This is a genomic window from Stenotrophomonas sp. 05L414_2 (assembly GCF_056397905.1).
This window is the reverse complement of record NZ_JBFTOJ010000107.1, coordinates 1-16,424: the sequence shown is the minus strand read 5'-3', so window position 1 is coordinate 16,424 and position 16,424 is coordinate 1. Positions and strand designations below refer to the sequence as shown.

Genomic DNA, 16,424 nt, shown 5'->3' with positions numbered 1-16,424 from the left:
CCCCAACGACGGCCGCGTGGTCAGCAACTTCATCGTGCAGGCGCTGCAAGGCGAGCCGATCACCATCTATGGTGATGGCCAGCAGACGCGCAGCTTCTGCTATGTGGACGATCTGATCGAAGGCATGTTGCGCCTGATGGACTCGCCGGCCGATTTCACCGGTCCGGTCAACATCGGCAATCCGTCCGAGTACACCATGCTGGAACTGGCCGAAACGGTGGTGCGCCTGGTCGGCGGCACGTCCAGGATCGAGTACCGACCGCTGCCATCCGATGACCCGCGCCAGCGCCAACCGGATATCAGCCTGGCCAAGGCCACGTTCGACTGGGAGCCCAAGGTGGCCCTGGAAGATGGTCTGAAAGAGACCATCAGCTACTTCCGCCATCGCCTGCAGGCTTGAGGAAACCGCGATGCGCAAGATTGTCGTGATGCCGGTGTACGAAGACCTGGAAGCTTCTTCCCGGCTTTTCCTTGAGCTTGCGCGTACGCAGGGTGGCGATACCTACGTCGTTGCCGTCGACGACGGCTCGGTGCGCCAACCACTGCCGATCTCGGCGATCGAGGCCTCCGGGCTGGAGGGCGTGGTGATCAAGCTGCGCCGCAATGTCGGCCACCAGCGTGCCATCGCCATCGGCCTGAGCTACGTGGCCGAGCACTTCGGCAACGATGTCATCGTGGTGGCGATGGACTCCGACGGCGAAGACACGCCGGAGAGCATCACCGAGCTGGTTGCCGGGCTGGAGTCTGTCGATGTGGATGTGGTCGTTGCGACCCGCCGCAGCCGGGTGGAGTCACTGAAATTCAAGACCTTCTACCTGTTCTACAAGCTGCTTTTCACACTGCTCAGTGGGCGTCGGATCAGCTTTGGCAATTTCATGGCGGCAAAAATGCCTGCGGTGCGCCGGCTGGCATCAATGCAGGAACTGTGGACCCACGTGGCCGCCAGCGTGCTCAGTTCCAAGTTGCGGGTGCAGACCTGTTCACTGGACCGCGGTCCGCGCTACGCAGGCCGCAGCAAGATGAACTTCGTCGGGCTGGCCCTGCATGGGTTCCGTGCGCTGATGGTGTTCGCCGAGGACGTGCTGGTGCGTGTGGGTATCGCCTGCACGATTGTCGCGGCGCTGTCGGTGACCGGTGGGGTGATCGCAACGCTGCTGAAGATGCTGGGGTTCGCAACGCCCGGCTGGTTCTCGCTTGCCTTCGGTATCCTGTTGCTGGTGTTCCTGCAGACGGCTGCATTGACCCTGATCATCCTTATGCTGTCGGGCATGATCCGCAGCGGTGGCGTGCTGGGCATCGGCAGCTATCGGGAGTTCGTTGATGAGGTCCAGCATGCCGCCCGCCGCAGCGCATGATGCGTTGGGTGGCCAGTTCCTGCGCTACCTGATCAACGGCCTGGTGGCCACGGCGGTGCACTACGGGGTGTTGCGCTTCAACATCGAAGTGCTGCACATGTCATTGGCCGCTGCGGCCAATGCGCTGGCCGCTGTGTTTGGCATTGCCACCTCGTTTCTGGGCAGCCGCTACTTCGTGTTCCGTGGCCGGCAGGGCAGCGTGGCCTGCCAGGGGGCGCTGTTCCTGCTGGTATACGCCGTCATTGCGATGCTGCATGCACTGGTGATGTACGTCTGGGCCGACCGTTTCGGCCTGGACTACCGCATCGGCTTCCTGCTGGCGACCGGCATGCAGATGGCTTTCAGTTTTCTCGCCAACAAATTCGTGGTGTTCCGATGAACAAATACCTGCGCGCACTGCTGGCAACGATGGCCTTCATCGTCGTTCTGCTGCTGGTCTACTACGTGCACGTCCGCCATTTCAGGGTAAATGTGGTGCTGTATGCCAGCATCGTCGATGCGGTCATCGCATTGGTGGTGGTTTTTGCGGGCCTGTACGCGCTGAAGTGGTTCGCCGGCTTCAACCGCCTGGAGCTGATCCAGCTGGCCGCGAYCTGGCTGCTGGGAGGCTACATCTTTGCCATCTCGGTGCCGACGGTCATCGACCGCTCGCTGTCGTTCTACATCCTTGAAAAACTGCAGCAGCGGGGGGGCGGCATCCGCGAGGATGCATTCCGCCAGGTGTTTACCGAAGAGTACGTGCGTGAGCACCACCTGGTGGAGGTGCGGCTGACCGAACAGCTGCAATCAGGCACCATCGAGATCCACGATGGTTGTGTGAAACTCACCGGCCGCGGTGAACGGTTGGCGTCCTTCAGCCGCTTCTATCGGCAGAACCTGCTGCCCACCCATCGCCTGCTGATGGGGCAGTACTCCGATGCGCTGACCGATCCTTTCCGCGACAGTCATATGTCGAGCGACTACCGCTGCCGATAGGCCTTCCCGTTCGATGCTGCTTTTCATCAACCTCCATTCCATTCGTTGCCGGACGTCGAGATGACACCCAGTCCTTCCACCGCGAGCTCTGCACGCTGGCGCCTCGCCAGCGTCATCCTGCTGACGATCCTGATCCTTGTGTCCCTTGCCCTGACGGCAAGGAAGTCCGACTTCCAGATGTCGCTGCTCGGCCAGGCGTTCGTCGCCGACGCTGGTTTTGAGGTGTCCGTTCCCAAGGAGGTCGTCGATGCCCGCGCGCTGGTGATGCGGCAGCCGCACGATCTGTCGCCGCTGTCGCTGGGGCAGGGGCTGAAGGACGATGAACTGATCCGCCAGCGCATGTGGGAAGCCTTGTATCCGCAGCGCTTCAGCGATGCCGATACGCCACACCGGATCCTGCGCGCCACCGACCCGGTACTGAACGCATGCCAGCTGATCGACAGGAGGGGAGATGTCGTTCTTGCCGACTGCCGCTGACCGCGGGCGCCGCGCGGCGCTGGTCATGCTTGTTTCGCTGCTGCTCTGCTACGGCCTGGCCGCCGTGGGCGTGATGGGGTGGCCGATGCTGGCACTGTTTGCCGTATTCCTCGCCGGCGCAGCACTTTCGCTTCTGGGACTGCGCGAACTGCGCGTGGCGATTCCGGTGCTGGTGGTGCTGGCGCTGGTGGGGATTTCGCTCGGCAGCCCAGGCGATGCCTGGGACCCGCGTTCGATCTGGTTGTTCCATGCCAAGCGCATCTATCTGGACGGCACGTTGTACGCCCAGCTGGATGATTACGCGCCTTGGAGCCATAACGATTACCCCGCGCTGGTACCGCTGCTGATGGCCGCAGCTGCCGGCCTGCTGGGACACTGGAATGAACTGCTGCCCAAGGCAGTGGCACCACTGCTGCTGTTGCCCGCCCTGCTGCTGATCGCGCCGGGCCTGCGCTCGCGCTGGTGGGTGGCACTTCTGGCATTGCTGCTGCTGCGGGTGGGCAGGGAAATGCTGGTCAACGGCTACATGGACACGCTGGTGGCGTTGTACGCGCTGACCGCGCTGGTACTGGCGATGCGCCTGCGCGGTACCGATGACAGCCGTCGGCCTGGCGACATCGTGGCGCTGGCACTGGTGGTGGCGGTGCTGTCGCTGCTGAAGAACGAGGGCGCAGTTCTGGCAGCGGTGGTGGTCGGCAGTGTGGTGCTGGAAGGGGCGCTGCGCGAACGCCGGCTTTGCTGGCGCGTGCTGTTGGCCTTTGTCGTTGCGCTGCTGCCGCTGCTGGCGTGGAAGACGTCGGTCGCTGCAGCGCATATAAGCAACGATCTTGCCGGGTCCGACCTGCAGTCGCAGCTGCTGGTACGGCTGACGACCGACGGCGGGTCCGCCATGATCCTCAAGCGCCTGTTGCTGGACGAGTGGATGCTGGCGCCGCTGCTGGTGCTGGCCGTGCTGTGGCGTCGGGTTCTGCAACGGCCGCTGGCCGCGGTGGCGCTGCTGGCCGCGCTGGGCTACATCGCCGTGCTTTTCCTGGTCTACCTGAGTACGCCGCAGGATCTGGCCTGGCATCTGCAGACCAGCGCCGTCCGGGTCCGTCAGCCCGTCGTGCTGCTGCTGTTCCTGGCGGCCACGGTTGCAGTCTGGCGGGCTGACCCGGCAGCGCCTGCCACGTCAGATCCACGGTGAATCCGGCGGCGTTGCAGGCTCCTGGTGCGGCGCACTCCAGCGGATCGGATGGCAAGCTGCTCGCTGCCGCACAGGCCAGGGTCGATCACTTGGCTTCCGGTGCTGCACAGGTTTGTCGCCCGCTGTACGCCAATGCGGAGGGCCAGGTCTGCGCTCACATCTTCCGGTACGCGGCCCGGTTGTTGCCTGGCCAGYCGGGGATCAGGCGCGGGTAGTCCTGCGTTTCCCAGCAGCGCGTCTGGGCGCACCGGGTAACGGTGCCAGCAGCGCCTCCAGGTCGGCTGCGTCGAAGCGCGGTGCTGCGTTGCCGCTCCCTTCCAGTATGGAGTCGGCCAGGTCGGCCTTGCGCTGCTGCAGCTCGGCGATCCGTTCCTCGACGCTGCCGGCGGTGATCAGCTTGTAGACGAACACCGGCTGGTCCTGGCCGATGCGATGGGCACGGTCGGTGGCCTGGTTCTCGGCGGCCGGATTCCACCAGGGATCGAAGTGGATGACGGTGTCGGCAGCGGTCAGGTTCAGGCCCACGCCACCGGCCTTCAGGCTGATCAGGAACACGGGAACCTCGCCCTGCATGAAGCGCTGCACGGGCGTGACCCGGTCCTGGGTATCGCCGGTGAGCTGCACGTAGGGCAGGCTGAGTTCCCGCAGGGCCTGGCCGATCAACGCCAGCATGCCGGTGAACTGCGAGAACAGCAGGATGCGCCGCCCTTCCTCGACCATGGCAGGCAACATCTCGCGCAGCAGGTCCAGCTTGGCCGAACCGGCAGCGCGCGCGGGTGTCTCGCCTGGCAGCAGGCGCGGATCGCAGCAGACCTGGCGCAGCTTCAGCAACGCGTCCAGTACCACGATGTGATTGCGCGCCAGCCCGCTGCCGTTGATCGCATCGCGGACCTGCTTTTCCATCGCCGCACGCACGGCTTCGTACAGATCACGCTGGGCGCCTTCCATTGCCACGGTGCGGGTGATGACCGTCTTCGGTGGAAGCTCGGAAGCGACCTGGTCCTTGCGCCGGCGCAGGATGAAAGGTCGCAGCCGCTGGGCCAGCAGCTGAGCACGACGCTGGTCGCTGCCGCGCTCGATGGGATGGCGCCAGTGCTGGTTGAACTGTTTTTCGCTGCCGAGCAGGCCGGGCAGCAGGAAGTCGAACTGCGTCCACAGCTCGCCCAGATGGTTCTCCAGCGGGGTGCCGGTCAGGCACAGGCGATGACGCGCCTGCAGCGTGCGCAGCGTGGCCGCCGCGCGCGACCTGGGATTCTTCACCTGCTGTGCCTCATCCAGGATCAGCAGATGGTAGGAATGCGCCTGCAGCGCCGGTTCGTCGCGCCAGAGCAGGGGATAGGTGGTGAGTATCAGATCATGGGCGGCAATGGCGTCGAACTGCGTGTCACGTGCGGGGCCGTGCAGGGTCAGTACACGCAGATCCGGGGTGAAGCGCGCCGCTTCGCTCTGCCAGTTGTGCAGCAATGAGGTTGGCACGACCACCAGCGCCGGCTTGTCCAGGCGGCCACTCTGCTTTTCAACCAGCASATGGGCCAGGGTCTGCAGTGTCTTGCCCAGGCCCATGTCATCGGCCAGCACGCCGCCCAGGCCCTGCTGGCGCAGGTACTGCAGCCATGACAGGCCTTCAAGCTGGTAGCTGCGCAGCGTCGCGCGCAAACCCTGAGGCGCTGGGACAGCGCTCATCGCCGGGGCGTCCAGCAGGCGCTGCACGCGTGCACGGGTATCGTTGCTGCTGTGCAGCCGTAACTGCGCAGCGTCCTGCAGGGCCTGCAGCCGTCCGCGATCATGCGCCTGCAGGCGCAGCGGTTGCCCACGGTCGCCGAACAGGTCCGCAAGCAGCGCGATCACCGGCTTCAGCCGCGCTGCCCGCAGGGCAAGACGTTCATTGTCTGCCGTCGTCAGCAATACATTCTCGTCATCGCCRATGGCATCCAGCTGGCCGCGCAGCCAGCGCGGATCGGACTGCAGTACGCCCTGCAGCAGCGGAACCAGCGCAATGCTGCGGCCATCGACATCGATGGTCAGGGCCAGGTCGAGCTCGTTGCTGTCAGCGGACACCGACCGGACATCCAGGTCGATGTCCTCCACCCGGGTGATGCGGTGGCGGAAGGCGTCGTCAGTCTCGATCTTCCAGCCCAGCGCTTCCAGCCGCAGCACATCCTCCAGCAGGAAGCGGGTCCAGTCGAAACTGCGCAGCTCGAACAACGGGCCGCCGCCGTCCAGCACGATGCGCGGTTGCCGCTCGCGGTGCAGGTGGACGCTGTGCAGTTCAGCCTCGCGCCGTGCCTCCCCGGCCAGGTCACGCGGCAGCAGGTAGAGCTGGCCCTCGGCGTCGTGCACGAACAGCGAGGGGTCGTCGAGAAAACGCACGTGTTCGTCGTACTCGAACGCGACGGTGGCGACGTCGAGCCATTGCGAGGGGTCACGTTCGGTGAGCCAGGCAGGTCGGTATTCCATGCTGTGCAGATGCAGGATCGGTGTCATCGCCTGGATCTGCAGGGTAGGCAGTATCGGATCGGCGGCCGCACGCAGCGAACCCGGTTCACCCTCCAGTGAGTTCTGCAGTGCGGCCAGCAACACCGCGGCGACATGCTCGCAGTGCGTGCCAGCCGGGCAGGTGCAGCGACTCTGCAGGGGGCTGTGCGGGGTGCGGGCGCTGGCATCCAGGTCGATCGCCACCTGCCAGCCCTCGACCTGGGCGGTCAGCAGCGGTGACCGGTAGCGCAGCTCGCGCACTGCCGACACCTGGTGGTTGCCCTTTTCCAGCGTCCCGGCATCCAGCCAGCGGGACAGTTCCCCTCCGGTGAATACTTCGGCCATGCGTCGTCCTGTCCTCTCCATCTACAGCACGCGTTGCCAAGGGCACCGCAAGCGGGAAAGGGAACATTCTACGGATTGGCAGCCCGGCATGCCGGTTCATGCTGCGGCGCATCCCAGCCGGTAACGGGTGTGCCGCTAGAATGGCGGCATTCTCACCGGGTAGGGCAGTAGAGATGCAGCAATCAACTTCCAGCGGCACGCGCAGCAAGCGTTTCGCCTCTGCGGCGCAAGCCCTGCAGGGTGTGGTCGCCGATGGCCAGACCCTGGCCGTGGGGGGCTTCGGCCTGTGCGGCATTCCCGAGGCACTGATCGCCGCGTTGCGCGACAGTGGCGCCAAGGGCCTGACCGTGATCTCCAACAACGCCGGCGTCGATGGCTTCGGCCTGGGCCAGCTGCTGGAAACCCGGCAGATCAGCAAGATGATTTCGTCGTACGTGGGCGAGAACAAGGAATTCGAACGGCAGTTCCTGGCCGGCGAGCTGGAGCTGGAATTCAATCCGCAGGGCACCCTGGCCGAGCGCCTGCGTGCCGGCGGGGCGGGTATCCCGGCGTTCTTCACCGCCACCGGTTACGGCACCGTGGTCGCCGAGGGCAAGGAAACCCGCGAGTTCGATGGCAAGCACTATGTGATGGAAACCGCGCTGCGCGCCGACGTTGCCCTGGTCAAGGCCTGGAAAGCCGACGAGGCCGGCAACCTGGTGTTCCGCAAGACCGCGCGCAACTTCAACCCGGCCTGTGCAATGGCCGGCAAGGTCTGCATCGTGGAAGTGGAGGAGGTGGTGCCGGTCGGCAGCATCGATCCGGACCAGGTGCACCTGCCGGGCATCTACGTGCACCGCATCGTGCACAACCCCACCCCTGAAAAACGTATCGAACAGCGCACCATCCGTGCGGAGGGCAACTGACATGGCATGGACCCGYGATGAGATGGCGGCGCGCGCTGCGCGTGAGCTGACCGATGGCGCCTACGTGAACCTGGGCATCGGCCTGCCGACGCTGGTGGCCAACCACATTCCCGAAGGCGTGGACGTGTGGCTGCAGTCGGAAAACGGCCTGCTGGGCATCGGTCCGTTCCCCACCGAGGCCGAGGTGGACGCCGACCTGATCAATGCCGGCAAGCAGACCGTCACCGCACGTGCGGGCGCCAGCTACTTCGGCAGCCATGACAGCTTTGCGATGATCCGCGGTGGCCACGTCAACCTGGCCATCCTCGGTGCGATGCAGGTGACCGACAAGGGCGACCTGGCCAACTGGATGGTGCCCGGCAAGATGGTCAAGGGCATGGGCGGTGCGATGGACCTGGTGGCCGGCGTGCAGCGCGTGGTGGTGCTGATGGAGCACACCGCCAGGAACGGCGAGCACAAGATCCTGGCCGAATGCACGCTGCCGCTGACCGGTGTGGGCGTGGTCGACCGCATCATCACCGACCTGGCGGTATTCGATGTGACCGATGACGGCCTGGTGCTGGTGGAGACTGCGGCGGGTGTGGGCGAGGATGAGTTGAAGGAAAAGACCGGCGTCGCGTTCAAGCGCCGCTGAGCATCCACGGGGCGGCGTGTCGCTGCCCCATCTCCCTGATCTCCCATGCTATTCCCCCACGATCTGCCTGATGCTGACGTCCGACATCTGCCGGGCTGGTTGCCAGCGGCCGACGCCGATGCACTGCAGCGTGTATTGGCGCAGGAAGTCCCCTGGGAAACCCACCGCATCCGCATGTTCGGCAACTGGGTGGATTCACCGCGGTTGAGCTGCTGGATCGGTGATCCGCAGGCGCGTTACCGCTATTCAGGCACCGAGTTCATCCCGCATCCGTGGCCACCGTTGCTGCAGGAACTGCGCATCCGCCTGCAAGAACAGAGCGTCGGTCGATTCAACAGCGTACTGCTCAACCGCTATCGCGGCGGCAGCGACTACATGGGCTGGCACAGCGATGACGAGCCCGAGCTGGGGCCGGCGCCGCTGATCGCTTCGTTGAGCCTCGGCGCAGCGCGGCGGTTCCTGCTGCGCCGCCGCGATGACACCACGCGCAAGGCGGAATTCCTGCTCGGTCATGGCGACCTGCTGCTGATGGGCGGCGCCACCCAGCGCCACTACCAGCACGCGCTGCCGAAGATGGCGCGGGTGCAGGGCGAACGCATCAACCTGACGTTCCGCTGGATCCATCCGCGTTGACCAGGGTTCGCCGGGCATGGCCCGGCGCTACCAGGAACCGGTGGCGGTAGCGCCGGGCCATGCCCGGCGTGCGAAACGGGCAACCTCAGCGCTTCAGCGCCTGCTTGTCATTCCGCCCGCTGGTCAGCGTCCAGCCCACCACGTCCTGCGCCACCTGCTGCAGGCCACGCTCGAACGCCGCTGCCACTGCCGACACATCGGTGCTGCCCACCGGCTGCAACTGGCGGAAGGTGCGGTCGGCGACCACGCGCTGGTTGGTGACGTCGATCAGCTTGGCGTTGATCTCGATGACGACCGTCGGCGTTGCCTGGCCCTGGTAATCCGATTCGAAGCGACGGATGTCGGTGGACAGCTTGTAGTCGGCGCGGATGCCGGCGGCAACGCGGGCCACGCCGTGGATGCGGCCGGAATCCTCGAAGCCACGCAGCAGGGTGTCTTCGATCATGTCGGTGGCCGGCTGCGCCCAGCTGGCGCCCTTGTAGATCTCCAGCTCCGACGGCGTCGGCCGTACGTTGATGCGCGGGCTGTCGACCATGCGCGCGGCGCTGGGCTTGGCCAGCACCAGCTGCCAGTCGGCCTGCGGCCAGCTGGGGTCGACCTTGACCTGCACGGCCGGCGAATACAGGGTGACGGGGTTCTTGTCGCCGCTGCCGAGGATCGAGCAGCCACCCAGCAGGGTGGCCAGCGACGCTGCCAGCAACAGGCGCGGAAGGGTGGTCGGGCTCATTTGGGTTCGAACTCCTTCGGGGCGTCGCGGCCGAGCAGGTAGCGTGCGGGATTGTTCTCGAGGCGGTCGCTGACCCGGCGCAGGTCGCGGATCAGGCCACGCAGTTCACCCAGGGTCGGGCCGAGCTGGCCCAGGCCGTCATTGGCGAAGCTGTTGATGGCGGCGCGGTTTTCGCCAAGGATCGAATCGGCATTGCCGGCCGCCGAATCAAGCTTGGCCAAGGTGGCGTCGAGCTTGTCGATGATGCCCGGCAGCTGCTGCACCAGGTTCTTGTCCAGGCGCTCGATGGTGCCGTTGGTGGTCTTCAGGGTGGCGTCAAGGCTGCGCGCGGCATCGCGCGCGCTGAGCAGCAGCGACTGCGTACCCTGGTCGCGGTCGGCCAGGCCGCCACTGATGGTTTCCAGGTTGGCCAGGGTGGCGTTGATCGAGGCGACGTTGCGGTCGCTGAGGATCTGGTCCATGCGCTCGACGATGCGGTTGGCCACGTCGGTGATGTTCTGCAGCGCCGACGGCGTGGTCGGGATGATCGGTGCCGGGTCCTTGTTGACCGTGGTCAGCGCCGGCGACTGCGGCGTGCCGCCGCTGAGCTGGATGATCGACGGGCCGGTCAGGCTGGTGATCGCCAGCTTGGCGCGGGTATCGGTCTTGACCGGCGTGGTCGAGTTCAGGCGGATGCGCGCGACCACCTGGCGCGGGTCATCCGGTACCAGGTTCAGTTCGGTGATCGAGCCCACCGCGATGCCGTTGTACTGCACCGGGCTGCCGACCGACAGGCCGGTCACCGCTTCGCGGAACACCACCCGGTATTCCTGCCAGGTGCGGTCGGAGGAGTACTTGGCGGCCCACAGGCCGAAGGCCAGCAGGGCAAGGCCGGTGATCAGGGTGAACGCGCCGATCAGCACGTAGTTGGCTTTTGTTTCCATGGCTCAGGCACTCTCGATCTGTTCGCCACGCGCAGCGCGCGCGCGGGGTCCGTGGAAGTATTCCTGGATCCACGGATGATCCAGTCTCTCGATTTCCGGCAGCGGCGCATTGGCCACCACCTTGCGGTCGGCGATGACCGCCACCCGGTCGCAGATCGCATACAGCGTGTCCAGGTCGTGGGTGATCAGGAACACGGTCAGCCCCAGCGCCTCCTGCAGCGTCTTGATCAGGCGATCGAACGCCGCCGCACCGATCGGGTCCAGGCCGGCGGTGGGCTCATCCAGGAACAGCAGGGGGGGATCCAGCGCCAGCGCACGTGCCAGGCCGGCGCGCTTGCGCATGCCGCCGGACAGCTGCGAGGGCAGCTTGTTGATGGCATCGGCGGGCAGGCCGGCCAGTTTCACCTTCAGCAGTGCCAGTTCGTAATGCCAGCGCTCGGGCAGTTCGCGGTGGTGTTCCTTCAGTGGCACCTGCACGTTCTCGCCGACGGTCAGCGACGAGAACAGGGCGCCGTCCTGGAACAGCACGCCGGTGTTGCGCTCGATATGCAGGCGGCTCTCGGGATCGTCGGCGCGCGCATCGCGGCCGAGCACCTCGATCTGCCCTTCATCCGGCACGCGCAGCCCGAGGATCGAGCGCATCAGCACCGATTTGCCGGTACCCGAGCCGCCCACCACGCCAAGGATCTCGCCACGGCGCACGTCCAGGTCCAGCCCTTCATGCACGGTCTGGCTGCCAAAGCGGTTGACCAGCCCGCGCACGCGTATGGCCAGGTCGTGGCCGTCGTCGTCCTGCATGGGCACGTCTTCGGGGGTCGGATGCGTAGTCATGTCACCAGTCCATGTGCATGAACCACAACGCCGCGAAGGCGTCGATGATGATCACCAGCGAGATCGTCTGCACCACGCTGGAGGTGGTGCGTTCGCCGACCGACTGCGCGGTGCCTTCCAYCTTCAGGCCTTCCAGGCAGCCGATCAGGCCGATCACCAGCGCGAACACCGGCGCCTTGGACAGGCCCACCAGCATGTGCCGCACTTCCATCGTTTCGTGCATGCGCGCGATGTACATCTGCGGCGGGATGTCCAGGTCGAACGCGCCGACGGTGATGCCGCCGGCCAGGCCGGCGACCATCGCGATGAAGGTCAGCAGCGGCAGGGTCAACAGCAGCGCGACCAGGCGCGGCAGTACCAGCAGGTCGATGGGATCGAGCCCCAGGGTGCGCATCGCATCGATTTCCTCGCGTGCCTTCATCGCACCGATCTGCGCGGTGAAGGCACTGGCGGTGCGGCCGGCCAGCACGATCGCGGTCAGCAGCACGGCGAATTCGCGCAGGAAGGCGATGTTCACCAGCTCGACCACATAGATCTCCGCACCGAAGTCGCGCAGGATGGTCGAGCCGAGGAAGGCGATCACCGCGCCGACCAGATAGGACAGCAGCGCCACCAGCGGCACCGCATCCAACCCGACCTGTTCCATCTGGTGCACGGTCGCGGTCAGGCGGAAACGTCGGGGCTCCTTGACCAGGCGCGCACCCTTGACCAGGTTCTCGCCGAGGAAGCTGCACAGCGCCTTGATGTTGTGGCCGGTGGCATGGACGCTGACACCCAGCCGCTCCAGTGCCGCCAGTACGCCGAAGTCACGCTTCGGCTTCGGGCGGTCGTCGGCTACTTCCTCAATGGTGCACACCAGCGCCTGGTGGTCCGGGCGGAACTGCAACGCGTCTTCGCTGAGGTCAGCGCGATGGGCGACGCGCAGCACCTGCAGCACGCCGGCGGAGTCGAGCAGCTCGATGCCTGTGGCGTCGATGCCGGTCAGCTTGTCCGGAACGCCACGCAGCACTTCGGCCGCGGCCAGCGCGGTCTTCAGGGTCCAGTGGCCGGACAGCCGGATCAATCCCGGATCCTGAGCGTCCTGTTCGAGCTGGGGGGCGTGGGTCGGGGTCATGGGGGCCATTCGGGTCGCAGCATAACCGTTCTGAATTGCACGTCGCGTCGAACCAGGATGAATTTCTCCAGCGGAGCCTGACGTAGGTAATACTACGGCGCATGTCCGCAGACGCTCACACGATCCCCACGCCCCAGGCCACCTACGCGCAGCGCGTGGCCTTCGTTTCCGAGATCGCCGGCCGCCTGCACAGCTACGGCACAACGGCCCAGCGCCTGGAAGCGGCGGTGGTTGCCTTGGCCCGGCAGCTCGATCTGGATTGTGAACCGTGGTCGAACCCCACCGGCATCATCCTCAGTTTCAGCGATCCGGCGCAGGCCATTGGCTCCAGCGACATCACCCGGGTGATCCGCTTGGCGCCCGGCGAGAACGACCTGCACAAGCTCAGCGTGGCTGACGGGATCGCCGAAGAAGTGGCCAATGGCCGCATGAGCATTGCCCAAGGCCACACCGCGCTGCGCCAGCTGGACAAGGATCCGGGCCGGCGCGGCAAGCTGCGCACCATCCTGTCCTTCACCCTCGGTGCGGCCGGCGTGGCGGGCATGTGGAAGCTGCCGTGGCTGGACATCGCCACCGCCGGCGTCATCGGCCTGTTGATCGGCCTGCTCGGCATGGTCACCGACAAGCGCCCGGCCAGCCGGGAAGCGGCCGAAGCGCTGGCGGCGCTGCTGGCCGGCCTTGTCGCCACCGTGGTTGCCACGTTCGTGGGTGCCCTGAATCTCAACACGGTGATCATCGCCTCGCTGGTGGTGCTGCTGCCGGGCATGTCACTGACCAATGCGGTCAATGAACTGGCCAGCCAGCACTGGGTGTCCGGCACCGCGCGCTTTGCCGGCGCGTTGACCACGATCATGAAGCTCAGTGTCGGCGCGATGATCGCGGTGACCCTGGCCGATGTGCTGGGGCTGGACCCGATGATCCGTGCCTCGCGGCCACAGGGGCCGTGGGTGGAGTGGGGCTCGCTGCTGACGGCGGCGTTCGCCTTTGCGATGTTGTTCAAGGCCAACCGCCGCGACTATCCGTGGGTGATCGCCGCCTCGGTGGCCGGTTACGCGATCTCCAAATTTGGTGGTCATGCCTGGGGTACGCCCGCCGGCATCTTCCTGTCGGCGATGCTGCTGACCGCCGGCGGCAACCTGTTCGGGCGCGTGGTCGGCCGCCCCGGTGCGATCATCCGCCTGCCGGGCATCATCATGATGGATCGGGAAACCAACCGCTGCGCTCTCCGGGCATGGCCCGGCGCTACCCCCAAAAAAAACGCCGGCTTTCGCCGGCGTTTTTCATTCCTGCTGCAGCTGGCCTCAGGCCTTCTTGATCAGGAAATCTTCCGGCTTCTTGCTGCCCTTGGCGGTCAGCTCGGCCATCCAGCGCGGCTGCTTGCCACGACCGGTCCAGGTTTCCTTCGGGTTGGCCGGGTTGCGGTACTTCGGCGCAACCTTGCCCAGCTTGCGGCCGGCAGCCTTGGACGGGGCCTTGGTGGTCTTGGCGACCTTGCGCGCGCGCGGTGCGGGTTCACCACCGAACAGTTCCTCGATGGTGTAACCCTCGGTCTTGGCCAGCTTGCTCAGCTGGGCACGAACCTTGGTGATCGGGCGACGCTTGGCGACGATGGTCTGCTGCTTCTTGGCTGTGCGGATCAATGCGCCCAGCTCACGTGCAGACAGGCCGGTCAGGTCGATGCTCATCAACGATTACTCCAGAAACTAATTTAGGGACAGGGACGAGCCGGTCCGTGGCGTCGCAGGACAGAGTAATGATGAATTAATCCCAGCACAAACAGTTGCGGTCACCGTCTGTCGGCTGGCTGGCCCGGTTGCGACCATTTTGACCGGATTATGTCCGTTGCGGTTTTCCCGGGTCGGCCAGCCGCTAAAAAAAGACCGGGGTATACCCCGGTCTTTTCCGATCAGCCCTGCAGGCGCTGCAGCAGGGTGGCCTTGTCCAGGCTCTCCGCTTCGGCCGCCCGACGCGAGCGGTACTCGAAGGTGCCTGCGGCCAGGCCGCGCTCGCTGACCACCACGCGGTGCGGGATGCCGATCAGTTCCATGTCGGCAAACATCGCGCCCGGGCGCAGGCCGCGGTCGTCCAGTGCGGCATCCAGGCCGGCATCGCGCAGCTCCTGCAGCAGAGCTGCAGCTGCATCGGCCACGCCTGCGTCGCCCTTCGGATTGATCACGCAGACCACCACCTGCCACGGCGCCATCGCGTCGGGCCAGATGATGCCGGCGTCATCGTGGTTCTGCTCGATGGCTGCGGCGACCACACGCGAAATACCGATGCCGTAGCAGCCCATCGTCATTACCGCGGCCTTGCCATTCTCGTCCAGCACGGTGGCATCGAGCGCCTTCGCATAGGTGCGGCCCAGCTGGAACACGTGGCCGACTTCGATGCCGCGGGCGATTTTCAGTTCGCCGCCGTCCAGCGCACGATCACCGGCGCGCACGTTGCGGATATCGGCCACTTCCGGTTCGGCCAGGTCGCGGCCCCAGTTGACGCCGGCCAGATGGAAACCGGCCTCATTGGCACCGACGACGAAGTCGGACATCGCCGCCACTTCGCGATCGGCGACCACGCGGATCGGCTTGGCCGGGGCGACCGGACCAAGGAAGCCCGGCACGCTGCCGAGGTATTCGGCGATCTCTGCTTCGCTGGCAAAACGCTGCTCGTCCAGGCCAGCAACCTTGCCCAGCTTGATTTCGTTGACCTCGTGGTCGCCACGTACCAGCGCCAGCACGAACTGCTGTGCCTCGCCTTCGCCGGCGATCAGCGCCACCGACTTCACCGTACGCTGCAGATCGATGCCCAGCAGCGCGGCGACGTCTTCGCAGGTCTTCTGGGTCGGGGTCTCGACCTTGCGCAGCGCTTCGCTGGCCGCAGCACGCGCGGCCGGATCGGCGGCGATGGCCGCTTCCATGTTGGCCGCGTAGTCCGAACCGGTGGAGAACACCAGCGCGTCCTCACCGGAGTCGGCGATCACGTGGAATTCCTGCGAGGCGTCACCGCCGATCGCGCCGGAATCGGCCTGCACCATGCGGAAGTCCAGGCCCAGGCGGGTGAAGATGCGGCTGTAGGCCACCTTCATGTTTTCGTACTCACGCACGAGGTCTTCGTCGTGCAGGTGGAACGAGTAGGCGTCCTTCATCAGGAACTCGCGCGCACGCATGACACCGAAGCGCGGACGGATCTCGTCGCGGAACTTGGTCTGGATCTGGTAGAAGTTCACCGGCAGCTGCTTGTAGCTGGACAGTTCGCTGCGCGCGAAATCGCAGGCCGCTTCCTCGGCGGTGGGGCTGTAGCAGAAGGTCTGTTCCTTGCGGTCCKTGATCTTCAGCAGCTGCGGGCCGAATTTCTGCCAGCGGCCGGTCTGCTCCCACAGTTCCTTCGGCTGGATGGTCGGGATCTGGAATTCCACGGCACCGGCTCGGTCCATTTCCTCGCGGACGATGCGTTCGACCTTGCGCAGCACGCGCAGGCCCAGCGGCGACCAGGTGTACAGGCCGGAYGCGAGCTTGCGGATCATGCCCGCGCGCAGCATCAGCCGGTGGCTGGTCAGCTCGGCGTCGCTGGGGGTTTCCTTGGTGGTGTGCAGGTGGAACTGGGAGAGGCGCATCGTCGGCTTCGGATTACGGCAGAGATACCTATTCTGCCAGCCCGGCCGGGGGAGGGGTATCGGCCGGGCTGCGCCCGGCACCCGCAGAGGCAACGGCTGGAGCAACGGCAATGGCAACAGCGGGGTTGCTGTGGGATGGCGGGGTGGGTCCGGTTGCGGGGGACGCCGTAAACCCATCCGTGGGGGCTTGGCCGCGGCATCCATGCCGCGGACACCCCCGCAACCGGACCCACC

The 16,424-nt window shown here is 65.9% G+C and carries 15 protein-coding genes and 2 pseudogenes; 10 read left to right on the top strand and 7 right to left on the bottom strand.

What is annotated here, in order from left to right:
- The 6 genes from AC1DJN_RS14750 to AC1DJN_RS14725 all read left to right on the top strand — a co-directional run.
- Positions 1-400, top strand: a 400-nt coding sequence (locus tag AC1DJN_RS14750; RefSeq protein ID WP_478039372.1) for an NAD-dependent epimerase/dehydratase family protein, incomplete at its 5' end; no start/stop codon positions are given.
- Between the two features lie 10 nt (positions 401-410).
- On the top strand, positions 411-1,355 hold the full coding sequence (locus AC1DJN_RS14745) for a glycosyltransferase (protein WP_032976356.1): 945 nt from the start codon (positions 411-413) through the stop codon (positions 1,353-1,355).
- Positions 1,333-1,734, top strand: a complete 402-nt coding sequence (locus tag AC1DJN_RS14740) for a GtrA family protein (protein ID WP_442251691.1) — start codon at positions 1,333-1,335, stop codon at positions 1,732-1,734. Before AC1DJN_RS14745 ends, AC1DJN_RS14740 begins: the two co-directional genes overlap by 23 nt.
- Positions 1,731-2,330: a hypothetical protein gene (locus tag AC1DJN_RS14735; protein ID WP_478039371.1), complete on the top strand. Its 600-nt coding sequence runs from the start codon at positions 1,731-1,733 to the stop codon at positions 2,328-2,330. Before AC1DJN_RS14740 ends, AC1DJN_RS14735 begins: the two co-directional genes overlap by 4 nt.
- 45 nt (positions 2,331-2,375) lie before the next feature.
- The gene (locus AC1DJN_RS14730; RefSeq protein ID WP_282280436.1) at positions 2,376-2,807 is read left to right on the top strand and encodes a hypothetical protein; all 432 of its coding nucleotides are present in this window, start codon (positions 2,376-2,378) and stop codon (positions 2,805-2,807) included.
- Positions 2,782-3,993: a hypothetical protein gene (locus tag AC1DJN_RS14725; RefSeq protein ID WP_442251692.1), complete on the top strand. Its 1,212-nt coding sequence runs from the start codon at positions 2,782-2,784 to the stop codon at positions 3,991-3,993. Before AC1DJN_RS14730 ends, AC1DJN_RS14725 begins: the two co-directional genes overlap by 26 nt.
- A gap of 201 nt (positions 3,994-4,194) precedes the next feature.
- On the opposite strand, the gene AC1DJN_RS14720 is transcribed toward AC1DJN_RS14725, so the two are convergent.
- Complete coding sequence (locus tag AC1DJN_RS14720) at positions 4,195-6,813, bottom strand: DEAD/DEAH box helicase (RefSeq protein ID WP_478039370.1); 2,619 nt, start codon at positions 6,811-6,813, stop codon at positions 4,195-4,197.
- Between the two features lie 173 nt (positions 6,814-6,986).
- Between AC1DJN_RS14720 and AC1DJN_RS14715 the strand changes: the two genes are divergently transcribed.
- Genes AC1DJN_RS14715 through AC1DJN_RS14705 form a run of 3 tightly spaced genes read left to right on the top strand, consistent with a single transcriptional unit; the run spans position 6,987 to position 8,985 of the window.
- On the top strand, positions 6,987-7,718 hold the full coding sequence (locus AC1DJN_RS14715; RefSeq protein ID WP_025878484.1) for a CoA transferase subunit A: 732 nt from the start codon (positions 6,987-6,989) through the stop codon (positions 7,716-7,718).
- Position 7,719: 1 nt separating this feature from the next.
- The gene (locus AC1DJN_RS14710; protein ID WP_032976348.1) at positions 7,720-8,352 is read left to right on the top strand and encodes a CoA transferase subunit B; all 633 of its coding nucleotides are present in this window, start codon (positions 7,720-7,722) and stop codon (positions 8,350-8,352) included.
- A 45-nt stretch (positions 8,353-8,397) separates the two neighbouring features.
- Positions 8,398-8,985 carry an alpha-ketoglutarate-dependent dioxygenase AlkB family protein gene (locus tag AC1DJN_RS14705; RefSeq protein WP_033830298.1) on the top strand — a complete coding sequence of 196 codons (588 nt, stop codon included), beginning with the start codon at positions 8,398-8,400 and terminating at the stop codon, positions 8,983-8,985.
- 85 nt (positions 8,986-9,070) lie between these two features.
- Here the strand turns inward: AC1DJN_RS14705 and AC1DJN_RS14700 are convergent, their stop codons facing one another.
- The 4 genes from AC1DJN_RS14700 to AC1DJN_RS14685 are packed head-to-tail and all read right to left on the bottom strand — an operon-like array spanning position 9,071 to position 12,589.
- Positions 9,071-9,712: an ABC-type transport auxiliary lipoprotein family protein gene (locus tag AC1DJN_RS14700; RefSeq protein ID WP_282280443.1), complete on the bottom strand. Its 642-nt coding sequence runs from the start codon at positions 9,710-9,712 to the stop codon at positions 9,071-9,073.
- Positions 9,709-10,635, bottom strand: a complete 927-nt coding sequence (locus AC1DJN_RS14695; RefSeq protein ID WP_025878489.1) for an MlaD family protein — start codon at positions 10,633-10,635, stop codon at positions 9,709-9,711. Before AC1DJN_RS14695 ends, AC1DJN_RS14700 begins: the two co-directional genes overlap by 4 nt.
- A 3-nt stretch (positions 10,636-10,638) precedes the next feature.
- On the bottom strand, positions 10,639-11,466 hold the full coding sequence (locus tag AC1DJN_RS14690; RefSeq protein WP_033830300.1) for an ABC transporter ATP-binding protein: 828 nt from the start codon (positions 11,464-11,466) through the stop codon (positions 10,639-10,641).
- 1 nt (position 11,467) lies between these two features.
- Positions 11,468-12,589, bottom strand: coding sequence for an MlaE family ABC transporter permease (locus AC1DJN_RS14685; RefSeq protein WP_478039369.1), 1,122 nt, complete (start codon positions 12,587-12,589; stop codon positions 11,468-11,470).
- Positions 12,590-12,681: 92 nt separating this feature from the next.
- Between AC1DJN_RS14685 and AC1DJN_RS14680 the strand changes: the two are divergent.
- Positions 12,682-13,779: pseudogene (locus AC1DJN_RS14680) on the top strand (threonine/serine exporter family protein); the annotation flags it as partial.
- Positions 13,780-13,887: 108 nt separating this feature from the next.
- Here the strand turns inward: AC1DJN_RS14680 and AC1DJN_RS14675 are convergent.
- Together AC1DJN_RS14675 and AC1DJN_RS14670 are read right to left on the bottom strand one after the other, a co-directional pair.
- Positions 13,888-14,265: pseudogene (locus AC1DJN_RS14675) on the bottom strand (H-NS histone family protein); the annotation flags it as partial.
- A gap of 221 nt (positions 14,266-14,486) precedes the next feature.
- A complete protein-coding gene (locus AC1DJN_RS14670; RefSeq protein ID WP_478039368.1) occupies positions 14,487-16,190 on the bottom strand; it encodes a proline--tRNA ligase in 1,704 nt (567 codons plus the stop codon).
- Between the last annotated feature and the right edge of the window lie 234 nt (positions 16,191-16,424).